This is a genomic window from Pantoea sp. YR525 (assembly GCF_900116775.1).
In the GTDB taxonomy this organism is placed as follows: Bacteria; Pseudomonadota; Gammaproteobacteria; order Enterobacterales; family Enterobacteriaceae; genus Pantoea; species Pantoea symbiotica.
Genome location: NZ_FPBU01000007.1, coordinates 136,536 through 150,576, shown reverse-complemented (window position 1 = coordinate 150,576; position 14,041 = coordinate 136,536). Strand labels below are relative to the sequence as shown.

General features: G+C 56.4%; 8 protein-coding genes. All 8 read left to right on the top strand.

All coding sequences use genetic code 11. From position 1 onward, the window contains the following. Positions 1–370 precede the first annotated feature (370 nt). The 8 genes from BM323_RS15535 (at position 371) to BM323_RS15500 (ending at position 14,020) form a co-directional block, all read left to right on the top strand. A complete protein-coding gene (locus tag BM323_RS15535; RefSeq protein WP_238541744.1) occupies positions 371–6,244 on the top strand; it encodes an autotransporter outer membrane beta-barrel domain-containing protein in 5,874 nt (1,957 codons plus the stop codon). Between the two features lie 153 nt (positions 6,245–6,397). Next, entirely contained in the window at positions 6,398–7,285 is an 888-nt protein-coding gene (locus BM323_RS15530) for a LysR family transcriptional regulator (RefSeq protein WP_008108755.1), read from the top strand. A gap of 181 nt (positions 7,286–7,466) precedes the next feature. Then, positions 7,467–8,261: an alpha/beta fold hydrolase gene (locus BM323_RS15525; RefSeq protein ID WP_238541743.1), complete on the top strand. Its 795-nt coding sequence runs from the start codon at positions 7,467–7,469 to the stop codon at positions 8,259–8,261. Between the two features lie 15 nt (positions 8,262–8,276). Then, complete coding sequence (locus tag BM323_RS15520) at positions 8,277–9,383, top strand: LLM class flavin-dependent oxidoreductase (protein WP_008108753.1); 1,107 nt, start codon at positions 8,277–8,279, stop codon at positions 9,381–9,383. A gap of 151 nt (positions 9,384–9,534) precedes the next feature. Then, entirely contained in the window at positions 9,535–10,500 is a 966-nt protein-coding gene (locus BM323_RS15515) for a BMP family protein (protein ID WP_008108750.1), read from the top strand. A gap of 4 nt (positions 10,501–10,504) precedes the next feature. Next, positions 10,505–12,007: an ABC transporter ATP-binding protein gene (locus BM323_RS15510; protein WP_008108749.1), complete on the top strand. Its 1,503-nt coding sequence runs from the start codon at positions 10,505–10,507 to the stop codon at positions 12,005–12,007. After that, positions 12,000–13,097, top strand: a complete 1,098-nt coding sequence (locus BM323_RS15505) for an ABC transporter permease (RefSeq protein WP_008108747.1) — start codon at positions 12,000–12,002, stop codon at positions 13,095–13,097. Before BM323_RS15510 ends, BM323_RS15505 begins: the two co-directional genes overlap by 8 nt. Then, on the top strand, positions 13,079–14,020 hold the full coding sequence (locus BM323_RS15500; RefSeq protein WP_008108745.1) for an ABC transporter permease: 942 nt from the start codon (positions 13,079–13,081) through the stop codon (positions 14,018–14,020). Before BM323_RS15505 ends, BM323_RS15500 begins: the two co-directional genes overlap by 19 nt. The last annotated feature ends 21 nt before the right edge of the window (positions 14,021–14,041 follow it).

Here is a 14,041-nt window from a genome sequence, read left to right as displayed (position 1 = left end):
TTGATGCATCAATATTATCCTCTGCAAGCAATATTAGATCCGAACAATAATAAATACATTCTGGTTTAATTCCTAAATCATCTCTCCCACCTCACAATTCCTTAACTCAAATTGGACGTTTTCCTGCGTTAGCGTAGATACTCATTTCATCCGATTTCAAATATTAAAAAGCTGAAACAAAATAATTCAATCACTTAAATACCTCTGAAGCGTATTGGCATTCTGCCGTACGGGTTTTGTCTTTTCTCTGCATGAGGAAAACAACGTGTTTAAATTAAATCCGGTGTTACTAAGCCTTGTGGCTGCGCAAGGAGTGATGCTCCCTGTGTTGCCGACAACGGCTGCGATATTAAGGCCTTACACGCCTGAAATGAATGACAATAAAGTTGGCGCTTATTGTCTTTGCAATGGCAGCACGCAAACCCTAAGCGGATTGCCGCGCTTCACGCCCGGTGAAAGTGGCGTGGGCAGCGTTACGATTGGCGAGTTGCAATCGATTGGCCGTATTATCAATGACAATGTGATTGGTGCGGAACGATTACAAATTGGGCCGCAAAATCACACCATTGGCATTCTCGATCCTAATTATCATACCTATGTCAATTATCAGGTGTTTAATACCGCAGAACTGGTTGATTTACCTTCGGTTAATCTCGAAACCGTCGTACCAGATTATTTTGATGTGAATGACAAACAATATATCAATGCGCGTGTTGCGTCAGTCAGCAACGGAACTTTGAACGTCGATATTGGCAAGCACGGTGCCGCAATCAATTCCTCCAGTAATAGCTGGTCGATGGCAGTGAAGCAAAGCCAGTTATTTACTGCCAGTAAGAAAGGGAATTTGAACTGGAATTCAAACAACCGCATCACCTTTACCGCAGGCACCACGCCATATGGTGGCGATCGTTTAGCTTACGATGTCGGCAACGTGGTGGAATATGCAGGTGAATTTAGCGTCGGCACGTACGATGGTGGCACCACACAATTCAACGTCACTAATCTCTACGAATTGCGTAAATACAATGACTGGCTGATTGGTCAACTCTCCAACGGCAACATCATTATCGATAACTACAACACCGAATTTAATAAAGCTTTTAAACTGCGCGATGGCCGCGTGGTGTATCGCATGAGCACCAACAATTACGATGATGAAGTGGCGTTGCCGATATTCGATCAAGTGGTACTCAGCGCTGATGGGCCAAAAGCGACAGTCAAAATCAATCGTGGCAAAACGCTTGAAGTGGTGAACAGCGATAGCGCGGTAATGCGCGCCAGCAACGGCGCGAAAGCGATTATCGACGGCAAGCTTTCCAGCACTGGTTCGGGTTTGGAATTGCTGCACGGCGCGCGTGGATTTAATAACGGCGTAATCAACAGCGGCTTCCTTAATAACGCTGATGGCAAAGGCGTGGATCTCAACACTATCGGCAACGGCGGAATCGCAGTGAGCGCCGCGTATGGCAGCAAATTTATCAATCGTGGCGTGATCAATCTGCAACCTGGTGCGGGATACAGCGCGGGCATCACCACCTACAACAGCAAGGTAGTCAATCACGGTAATATCAATGTCGGCGTCAGCGACGTTTCTAACGGTGGCTCAGCGTCTGGCGTGATGCCGAGCAGCGATGGGCAAGGCAGCTTTGTGAACGCCAAAGACGGCACAATTTATATCGGACGTTCACCGCAAAATCGCAAAAATGATGCCACACAAGATGTCGCGGTCAACATGAGCGGCGGCGTCAACGGCATCTCACAACTGCTTGATTCCAGTGCCATCAATAACGGTCACATTGTTATCGGCTCAAAAGTACAAAATGCTGCGGGCATGCGGGTGGAACTGGCTCCGCACACGGTCACCATCAACAACGGCGTGATTGATATCAACGGCCAGGCACAACTCAATCCGGCAGAAAACGTTGGCATGCTGGTGCTCGATTCCGGCAGTCTTAGCAACAAAGTGATCAATGCTGGATCCATCAATGTGAATGGCTTCAACAGCACCGGTCTTAAAGTCATCGCACGTGATGGCAATGATTCAGAGGCATATTCCAGCGGTGCGATTAACGTTCTCGGCGATGGCGATCGCTACGGAACGTCCTACAACACAGCGGTTTGGGTGAAGGGCGATCCCGGCGGCACCGCCTACGCCAATCTTACCGGGCCGATTCGCCTCGGCGGCACCAACGGCATTGGTATTCGCGCGGAAGGCAGTGCCGCTATTGATGTCAGCGCCAATTCAATTCCCGTTTCCGTTCCCAGCTCAAGTCTGTTCACCGGACGACAAATCAGTTTCTACGCCGTTGGTCCCAACGCGAGAATCAATTTACCCGCCAACGGCAGTTATTTCTCATCGGTTTACGGCGGCACGATTTTCCGCGTTGAGGATGGCGCAGACTTCGATGGCACAGGCCGCACGCTGTCGATGACCAACAGCTTCGCCACCGGCGTGTACGGCAGCGGTCAGTACACTGATGTGAATACTAATGGCGGCAGGTTCAATATTTCTGGCATGTATGCGCGTGGCATTGAAATTACCGATGGTGCGCAAGCCACCATTGATGCCAACGCACGTATCAAGTTGCTTGGCATCGGCGCGACGGCCGCCATTGCCGACGGCAATAAGTACAGCTTACAAGGCGAAGCGATCAATCCGGCAACCCAGTTCAATCCCGATACGTTGTTGATCAACCATGCGCCACTGAGTGGTGAAGCTAACGATCAGGAAGCGCTGATCGTCAAAAATCAGGCGCAACTGATCAATACCGGCGACATCACTTTAGGCGGGAGAAACACCACCGGGATTCGGGCGGAATCTGGCGCGTTCGCCTTTAACCGTGGCGTAATTACCGTGACAGGCAACAGTACCGGCCTGTATGCCAATGGCGATCCGCAATACGGTGATGGGCAAACCTTGACGCAGATTTTCAACAACGGTTTGTTGAACGTGTATAGCGTTGATGGCATGAACTTGTTCACCAGCAAAGGCGTGGTGGCCTTTAATGAGCTGGCGCGGATCTACCAAAGCGGCACTATAAACCTTTACGGCACTAACGCGATGGCAGGATCAGTATTTGCTGGCGGCTTGTTGGAGTTGGGAGATGGCAATAGCGTGGAGTTTCACGATCCCAACCAATTCGGTTTTCGTGCCGCCGATCCCGGAACGCGCTTGATCACCCACGGCGGCGTTACTCAAGTCGGAGCCGACAATGCGCTGTTGTACGAGATCGTTAATGGTGCGAGGCTGGATGCCGCAACGCCGGGCAGCGTCGCGCTATATGGAAACCGCATCACCGGCATCGATGTCAGCGGTCCGGGCGCGTTGGTGTCCAGCACCGATAGTTACTTCACCACGGGCAAAAATGTCACCGTGCTGCGTGCCAGCGACACTGCAAAAGCTTTCATCACAAGTAACATTGCGATGCACGGTGAATTCAGCACGGCGGCAATCGCCAGCGGCGGCGGAACGCAAGTGTCCGTCGCCGCACCCATCACCGGCAGCGCCGACAATCTTACCGCGTTTGACGTCAGCTCAGGCGCGCACCTCGTCAATCAGCAGCAAGGCTCGGTGAATTTCACTGGTTACAATAGCACCGGCGCGCGCATCTACGACGGTGGCCATTTGACCAACCGTGGCAGCATCTTCATTGCTTCCGGCATCGGTATCGACGTCGGCAGCGGCTATAACCAATACGTGCCGATAAAAGGCCGGTTGCAGGTCGATGATGGGATCGCAGCGGTACGAGTCGGTAACGCTGGCTGGCTAAATATTGTTGGCGATGGGCAGTACGCAAGCACCATTCAGGCGGGAGGCAGCGCGGATGGCGTGCGGCTGGAGCCTGGTGCTCGCGGCTTTGAAGCTAACGACATCACTATTCTCAGCTACAGCAGCGGCAGCGCGATCAACAATATTGCCGAAAGCACCAATATCTCCCTGAAAAACGTGGTGTTGGATGTTTACGGCGGCAACGGTGTGCGTTCAGTGACGTCGTTGGATCCCAACGGTAAAGTGCGCATCAATGTGGCTGGCAACGGCACAGGCTACCTTTTCGAAAATGTCGATGGTGTCAGCACCACCAACAGTCTGGTGCTGGGTAAAGATTACTCGATTGTGGTGTCGGGTGAAGGTACGGGCATTCGCGCTAACACCGACGGAAGAGTGATTTCGCGCGGCGTGATCGACATTCTCGATGCGGATGGCGGCTCGGCGATTGTCACCCGCAATGCCAGCCAGGTGATCAATCAGGGAACCATCAGTTCACAAAGTCGCGTGTCGCCGCTGATTGATCTGCGCGGTGGGCAAACGCTGTTCACCAATCAGGGAACCATCAACGCGCCATTCCCGGATCAAGTGGTGGTGGCGGGCGGCGCTGGCAGTAATGTTATCGCATTGCTGGATGGTTCGGTGATCGGTGATGTAAATACCGGCGACGGCAGCGATGAACTGATCGTTACCGGCGGCACGCTGAACGGCAGCCTGACGATGGGCAACGGCGCGGCGAATCAGGCGACGGTGCAGAAAGTTAGCCTGGCCGACACCCGCCACATCACCACCGAAAACGGCGCAGGTAGCACGCTCAATCTGAGTGAGTTAACCGCGCGCGGCGGCTCATTTGCCCGCGATGATGCCAGCAAAGGCACCAACCTCGGCGCGGGCTGGAGCACGCTCAACTTCTTCGCCACCAAATGGACGCTAACCGACAACATCAAACTCGCGCACAGCACCATCAATATCGACGCCGGCAGTACGCTGTTTGCTGGCGATAACATCAATCCGCTGCTGCAAGGCGCGACCGATGATTCGCTGGTGGTGAATAACGCCGGTACGCTGGACCTCACTAACGGCGGCAACGCGGCGGCCAATGTTTTAACCATTGATGGCGAACTGGCGTCGGCGGGCGGCAGCCTGAAACTTAACTCTACCGCCACGCAGAGCGACACCTTGCGCGTGAACGGCAATGTATCTGGCACCACCTTAATTGAGGATACGCTGGTCGGTGGCCCACTGTTAGATAGCAATAACGACGGCGTAATTGCCGCCAGTGAAGGTGTGTCGCTGGCGCAGGTCACCGGCAGCGCCAATGCCGCCAGCTTTGCGCTGAAGGGCGGCTATGTGGCGTCCGGGCCGTGGCAATACGGCTTGGCCAGCTTCGCGCCGGGCAGTTCCACAGCGGGCACATGGGATTATCGACTCGCTAATACTTTTGTCTGTGAAGACGGTTCGCTGTGCCAGCCGCAAGCGGGTAGCAATCAGCGTGCCGCGCGGCTGGCCGTGACGCCGCAGGTGCCATCCTACATCTCCGCGCCGGTTGGTTTGGCGTATTACTCGCTGGCGGTGACCGACGATCTGCATAAACGTCTTGGCGAACTGCGTCAGCAGCAAACCGCGCCCGATGCGGTGGGCGGCGAGATGTTTATCCGCTATCTCGGCTCCAATCTGAAATATCAAAGCAATCGCGGTTTGGCCGATTACGGCTACGACTTCGACCTCGATTACAGCGCGGTTCAACTGGGCGGCAACGTGCTGCGCGCCGACGGCCCGCAAGACAGCCTGCGCGGCGGCGTGGCCTATACGCGCGGTAATACGCGCATTCGCCCTCACGCAGCCGACGGTTACAGCTCCACCAGCTTCGACAGCGACAGCATTTCGCTGTACGGCACCTGGCTGCGCGACAGCGGATTCTACCTCGATGGCTCGCTGAGTTGGGGCTGGTATCGCGGTGAAACCGACATCACACGGCAGAAAGAGGTGGCCTCACCGAAAGGCAACGGCTGGACGGCATCGGTGGAATCCGGCTATCCGTTCACCTTCGCCAATGGCGTGCGTCTTGAACCGCAGGCACAAATCACCTGGCTGCAGATGAAAATGGACAGCTTCACCGATCGCGACCGCACGCGCGTGTCGTACAACGATTACGATCAAACCATCGGCCGGCTCGGCGCACGCCTCGATCGGACCTGGCTGGACGCCAGCCAGAATGCCTACACGCCGTACCTTCGTGCCAACTACTACAAAGGCTGGGGTGGCACCGCGAAAACCAAAATTGGTTCAGCGGATGCTGAAGGCAGCCAAACCTTTGAGAGCGGGAAGTTTGGTCAGATGTGGGATGTCGGCTTAGGCGGCAGCGCCACGCTGAATAACGACGTCGCGCTGTATGCCGAAGCGGATTACCGCAAAGAGATTGACGGAAATGGTGCCAAAGGCTGGCGCTATAATGCAGGGGTGAGGTGGTCGTTTTAAGGTCGCCATGAATGGCGACCCTACGAAGGATTGGCGCGTTTTTCGTAGGGTGCGCATTCATGCGCACCAGGTTGCCATGAATGGCGATCCAACACTGATGGAATAACTCTTGCATCACCCTGTGCGATAAATCCTATGCACAGGGCGATGTGAGTGAACCTCAACACCTATAAATACTTCAACGAAGTCGCCGCCACGGGATCGATCAGACGGGCGGCAGATCGACTGCACGTTGCGCCTTCGGCTATCAGCCGACAGATCGCGTTACTGGAACATACGCTGGGTGTGATGTTGCTGGAGCGCACCAACACCGGCATCCGTTTAACCCCCGCAGGTATGATGCTCGAGCGCTTCACGCGCAAGATGTGCCGCGATCTCGACCGAATTCATGAGTCGATTAAAAACCTAAAAGGGCTGCGCGAAGGTGAGGTGAAAATATGGGTAATTGAAGCGGTGGTGCAGGCGATTTTGCCGCGCATCATGACCAGCTTTAATGAAAACTATCCGGCCATTCAGTTCTCGATTAATAGCGAATCGTCTGACCGTACCATTGAAGCGATTATCCGCGATGAAATCGATATTGGCATCGTGTTTAACATGGGCGACCGCCCCGGAATAGAAGTCATAAAGCGCTGTCCTGCACCAATTCAGTGCCTGGTTTCTCCCCAGCATCCGCTGGCTCAACATCAATCCCTCAGTCTTGAAGATATTTGCGGCTATCCGGTGGCGCTGCCGGTGTCTAGCTTCGGTATGCGGCAAACCTTCGACAAAGTCACGCGCAGCCTGCATCTCAACCCGCAATCAATCGTGAACACCAATAATCTGGAACTCACCAAAGCAATGGCGATAGCCGGGCGCACCTTAACCATTGGGCCGAAACAAATCGCTGCGCGTGAAATAGATCAGCACATGTTGATTGCCATACCAATTGATAACGAGGCGATGGAATCGGCCAATATCGAGATCTGTGTGCATCGCGACCGCACGCTCTCCTTTGCCGCCCACCAGTTTCTCAAACATGTGTGCCGGGAATTTAATTGATGCGCTTCGTAGGGTCGCCATTCATGGCGACCTGATTAATACGCCACCCTTTCCCGCGTGCTAAAACCGGCAACGCCGTGTGCTGCATTCGATATTACAGCTAGCGGAAACGCGCGTGGTACTTATTAGTCATCGCTGCATACAGGCAAAATCCACTAAGGGGAAAACGATGCCGAGCATCATGACTAACGGAATTCGCACCCATTACGACATCGCGGGACGTGGTCCGGCCATCATTTTCGTCTCCGGTCTTGGCGGCACCGCCGCGTACTGGCAGCCGCAGGTCAATGCCTTCGCGGAAGATTTTACCGTGGTGACCTACGATCAACGCGGCGCGGGGCAATCCGATCATCCCGCTGGCCCGTACAGCATCGAAACATTGGTGGATGATCTGCAGGCACTGATTGCCGGGCTGGAGTTGGATCGCCCGATTTTAGTGGGGCACTCCACCGGCGGTGCCATCGGCCAGATTCTGGCGGCACGCCATCCGCAACTGCTGGCAGGTATGGTGCAGTACGCCAGCTGGGCCAAATCCGACATGCATTTCAACTGGTGCTTCCGCATGCGCCGTGCGCTGCTGATTGGCAGCACGCTGGAAGAGTATGTACACGGCAGCGCGCTGTTTCTCTATCCGCCAGAACATATTAAAGCCAACGCCGAGACTTTATCGCCCGCGCTGCTCGCCTCCGCCACGCGTTTTCCGGCGCGCGATGTGGTGCTGAGCCGCATCGACGCGATTATGGCGCACGATGCCAGCGCGGCACTGCCAAAAATCCAGACGCCAACGCTGGTGATGTGCGCGCAAGATGACATCCTCACGCCGCCGTATCAATCGCGGCTGCTGGCCGAAAACATCCCCGGCGCGCAGCTGAAAATCGTGCCGCAGGGCGGCCACAGTTTTTCGGAAACCGAAACGCCACTGTTTAACCAAATTACCCGCGACTTTATGGCGAGCCTTCACTCGCCAGCGAACTGAATCGAGGAATCTGACATGACTGATAAGAAGAATGTTGAGTTCGGCGTATTTCTGCCGGTCGGCAACGGCGGCTGGATCACCTCGACTACCAGCCCGCAGCTGCCCGCGACCTACGATTACAACAAACAGGTGGCGATCCTCGCGGAGCAACTCGGTTTTGACTTCGCGCTGTCGATGGCGAAGTGGCGCGGCTACGGCGGCCCATCGCAGCATTGGGACGTGACGCTGGAAAGCCTGACCACCATGGCCGGTATCGCCGAGGCCACCAGCCGCATTGGCGTGTGGGGCACGGTTCACACCATGGTGTTTCATCCAGCGGTAGTGGCAAAAATGAGTGCGGTGCTGGACCAAATCTCTAAAGGCCGTTTTGGCCTGAATATCGTGTCTGGCTCCAATCCCAGCGATCAGGGGCAAATGGGCTTGTGGATGGATCTCGATCACGCCGAGCGTTACGAACTGGCCGCCGAGTGGCTGACGGTGCTGAAACGTTTGTGGACCGAAGATCGCGTCGACCACAAAGGCAAGCACTACGAACTGATCGACTGTATGTCGAACCCGAAACCGGCCGCACCGCCGCCAATTATCTGCGCGGGCGCGTCGGATCGTGGCTTCCTGTTCACCATGGATCACTGTACCGGCAGCTTTATGCTCGGTTCGGACCATGATGATTTCATCAAAACCGGGCTGCGTGCCAAAGAGCTGGCCGCGCAGCAGGGCAAACCTGATTTCAAAACCTACGGCTTGTTCACCATCGTACCGGGCGCAACCGATGCCGAAGCGCATGAACGCGTGGCGCTGTATGACGCGGGCGTTGACACCATCGCGCTGGATAACCAGACGCGCGAATACTCCGGTGATAAGAGCTTTAAGCAGAACACCATGGCGCAGCGCTTTGTTTCGCAGGGCGAGCAGCGCAATTCGATGACGCGCGCCGCATTGGTGGGATCGCCAGAAACCATCGGTACCAAGCTGGCCGCCATTATCAAAGGCGCGCAGCTGGATGGCGTAACGGTGATTGTGCCGGACTTTATTGACGATCTGCGTATCGTCGGCACCGAGGTGCTCGAAGTGCTGGAGCAGCACGGTGTCAACACCAACGCGCGAGCCTATCAAAACACGTAGGGTCGCCATTTATGGCGACCATATAAACCAGGTGCACATAAATGCGCACCCTACGAAAAACGCGCCAAACCATTGTAGGGTCGCCATTCATGGCGACCACCATAACGATAAATCCACCTTTTCCGCGATGCGGATTGCCAGGAGTCGAGCGATGAAAATGAAGATGATGTTGGCTGTTGCGGTAGCGGCTGCGATCGGTTGCAGCGCGGTGGCACAAGCAGATGACAGCAAGCCGCGCGTCGCGGCGCTGTTCACCCAAACCGTAACCCAAGGTTCATGGGATATGGCGGGATATGCCGCCTTCAAATCGATGGCCAGTAAAGAAGGTTTCACGCCGAGCTATCTCGAGCACACTACTTACGAAGCCGCGCCTTCGGTATTGCGCCAGCTGGCGTCGGACGGCGTGAAGCTGATCATCGCGCACTCATCCGGTTACTCGGCGGCGATCAAAGAAGTAGCGCCGTCATTCCCTAACACCCAGTTCGTTCTCTACTCCTACGAAGGTTCCACCAACAATCTGCCGAACTATTCGGCGTGGTCGGTGGATTGGGATGAGTACGGCTTTGTGCTCGGCGCATTGGCGGCATCAGCGAGTAAAACCGGCCATATTGCGGTGATCAGTGGCGAACCGATTCCCTCGGCGGAGCGCACCGTGCAGTTCATCAAAAAAGGGGCTGCCTACGTTAATCCGAAAGTGGTGGTGGATTCTGCCTATGTCGGCTCGTTCACCGACGTAGCGCGCGCCAAAGAGATTGCGACCGGTGCGATTGCGCGCGGTGCGGATTTCGTCATTCCATCAGCCGACACCGCTGACGCCGGTATTCAGCAGGCCGCCGATGAAGAGGGCGTGTTAACCATCGGTTCCTACACCGACCAAGCCAAATCCTTCCCCAATTCGATCATGACCTCAACGGTGATGAACTTTGATAAATCCTACGCCGATATCGGCAAACATTACGCCGATCACCAGTTAGGCAATCGCATCATCACCGAAAACCTGAAAACCAACGGCTGGACGCTATCAACGCCGTTTGCCCACGTCGATAAAGCCGTGCAGGACAAGGTTTTTAAGGTGATGGATGACATCAAGTCCGGCAAGGTCAGGATTGAGGACTAACACCATGTCCAGCCCGCTCATCGAACTCGATCACGTCTCGAAGCGCTATCCCAATGGCTTCCTGGCGCTGGAAAAAGTGTGTCTGTCGCTGTTCCCCGGAGAGATTCACGCGCTGCTGGGTGAGAACGGAGCGGGCAAATCCACATTAATGAACATTCTATACGGTGTGCATGAGCCGAGCGAAGGCGGCGTGCTGATGGGCGGTCGTCAGGTAATTCACCGTCGACCAGCCGATGCCATCGCTAACGGCATTGGCATGGTGCATCAGCATTTCAAACTGGTGGCGCCGTTTAGCGTGGCGGAGAACCTCGCGCTGGTGGCACGCGGCGATCGGCGCAAAGCCTTTCGTCGCCACGCCGATATCCGCGCCTTTATGCAGCGTTACGGCGTTGATCTGGATCCGGCGGCGATTGTCGGCCACTTGCCGCTGGCGTTGCAGCAACGGGTGGAGATCCTCAAAGCGCTGGTTAATGACACGCGCGTGCTGTTGCTGGATGAGCCGTCCACCATTCTGACGCCCGCTGAAATCACCGCACTTTACGCCACGCTGCGCCGCATCTGTGCCAGCGGAACGGCGGTTGCGGTGGTGACGCATAACGTCGATGAAGTGCTGGCGAATGCCGATCGTTACACCATTCTGCGCCGTGGCAAAACCAACGGCAGCGGATTAACGCACAGCTGCACGCCGGATGAGCTGGTGGAGCGCATTGTCGGACGCGCCGTCAGCAGCGGCACACGGCTCGGCCAGCACCGCAGCGGCGGCGCAGAGCAGATGCGCCTCAGCAACATTCAGCTGCGGCCTGGCAGCGGTTCACCAGGTTTGCATGGCATCAACCTCACGCTGGCGGCGCGCGAAGTGGTAGGCGTAGCGGGCGTGGAAGGCAATGGACAAAGCGAACTGTTCGCTATTCTGGCAGGTGAGCTGCAACCGGAAGGCGGCGAAGTGGTGCGATCCAGTGACAATGTCACGTTGGCGCTAGTGCCGCAGGATCGCCATCACGAAGGTTTATCGCTGGATCTGCCGGTATCACACAACTTGCTCTATCCCGAAATTATGCGAGGCGCATATCGCCGCGCTGGATTACTCGATCACAAAGCGATTGCCGCGCGCGCCGTGGAGATGATCGCGCAGTCGGATATTCGCACCCATTCGCACGCCAGCCCGGCGCGTTCGCTGTCTGGCGGCAATCAGCAAAAGATCGTGGTGGCGCGTGCGCTGGCGCAGGACGCGTCGATTATCGTGGTGTATCAGCCAACGCGCGGCCTGGATATGGCAGCGGCAGAAGCGGTGCTGATGCGCCTTGCCGAGGCGGCAGATGCCGGCACCACCGTGATTATCATCTCTTCGAATATTGAAGAGTTAATTCGCGTTTCGGATCGCATCGTGGTGATGAACGGCGGCAGAATTACCGGCGCAGTAGCAGGAGATGAGATGAGTATTGAACGAATTGGCACCCTGATGACGTCGGGGCGCGCTGCGCAGCTCGCAGGAGGTTTGCATGTCTGATTCCGTCACATCGCTGGCACAAACCAGCGCCTCATTGCGCCGCATACTCGCGCAGCTTAGCGCATCGCGATCGTTGTGGATCACGCTCAGCGCTTTTGTCGGTTCGCTGATCATCGGCTTAGCGCTGATTGCGGCCATGGGCGTGCCGATGCGGGCGGCAATGTCCACCGCGTTTGATGGCGCGTTCGGTACACTGCGCGCGCTGTCCGATACGCTGGTATTTATGACGCCCCGTCTGCTGGTGGCGCTGGGCGCACTGATCGCCATTCGTGGCGGCATGTTTAATCTTGGCGGCGAAGGGCAACTGCAGATGGGCGCGATTGGCGCGATGCTGCCGTTTCTGGCCTTTGGTGATGTTGGCGCGCCGCTGCTGCCGCTGTCGATCCTCAGCGGGGCGCTGTGCGGTGCGTGCTGGGGAGCGATTCCGGCGTTGCTGAAAGTATGGCGTGGCATCGATGAAATCATCGTCACGCTGATGATGAATTTTATCGCCATCTACCTGCTGAAATATCTGGTGCAAGGTCCGATGCGACCGGCCAACTCGAACTTCAATATGTCGGCGCAGCTGCCCGCCGATGGCGTATTTCAGCAGGTGATTGAAGGCACGCGTTTGCATGCTGGCGTGTTCCTCGCGCTGCTGATCGCGCTGGCGGTGTGGGTGATGCTTAATCACAGCGCTTTTGGCCTGAAACTGCGCGCCAGCGGGCAGAGTCCGCGCTTTGTGCGCTTACAGGGACAATCCGCCGCCAAAACCGTGCTCTCCAGCATGGCGATCTCCGGCGCAGTGAGCGGCCTCGCGGGCACCTTTGAAGTGCTCGGCGTGCAATATCGCTTGATTGATGGTTTTTCGTCGGGCCTTGGCTTTGAAGGACTAGCGGTGTCATTTCTGGCCGGATTGCAGCCGTTTGGCGCAGTGATCGTCTCGCTCTACTTCGGTGCCATCAACAGCGCTGCGCTGGCACTGCAAACCACTTTTTCGATTCCTGCGGCGCTCGCTGATGTGCTCGGCGGCATGCCGATTCTGATTCTGGCGGTGCTGAGCGGCGTGATGCTGGTGAAAGGGAGGCCGGTATGGAATTCAACACTGTAACCCTGGCGCTGTTCCTGGCGGGTGGATTGCGGCTGTGTGTGCCTGTGTTACTGGCGGCGCTGGGTGAAACCGTTTCTGAACGCGCGGGCGTGTTCACTATTGGGCTGGAAGGCTTGATGCTGTTTGGTGCATCGGCTTCGGCACTGGGACTGGCGTTGACCGGCTCGCCGGTGATGGCGCTGGGTGCGGGCATGTTGGGCGGATTGCTGGCTGCGCTGATGCTGGCATTAGGCACGGTGCTGGCACGCGCCAACCAGATCGTGATGGGCATCGGCTTCAATTTGTTCGCGATTGGCGCGACCTCGCTGATTCGCCAGCTGTGGCTGAGCGGTGCGCCTGCTGCCGGATCGATGCGCTCGGTTTCGATGCTTAAGCTGCCGGGCTTATCCGATTTACCGGTGGTGGGTCGCGCGCTGTTTTCCCAGAGCCCGGTGTTCTATCTGGCGGTGGTGATCGCCATTGCGCTGTGGTGTCTGCTGCGTTTTACCCGCGCCGGATTGCTGCTGCGTGCGGTGGGTGAAAACGCCTTAGCGGCCGATGCCGCCGGGCATTCGGTGCTGCGCATTCGCTTCAGCGCCACGCTGTTCACCGGACTGATGGCGGGCTTGGGCGGCGCCTATCTGTGCATCGTGGCTTCTGGTGGCACCTTCGTCGACAACATGACCGCCGGGCGCGGCTATCTGGCCATCGCCATCACCATTTTTGCCCGCTGGATGCCGCTGCGCGTGCTAATCGTCGCCATCGTGTTGGGTTTGCTCGAAGCGTTGCAGTTCCAGGGACAATATCTTGGCGTGGATATCGCACCGTCGCTGCTGATGGCGATGCCATTTGTGGTGGCGCTGATTGCCTGGATCATGATGGGCAAAGCCGGTGCGGCACCGGGAGATTTAGGCCGACCTTTCTTACGTAATTCAGGGCGTTAATCTTTTAATTTTCAGGAGAAA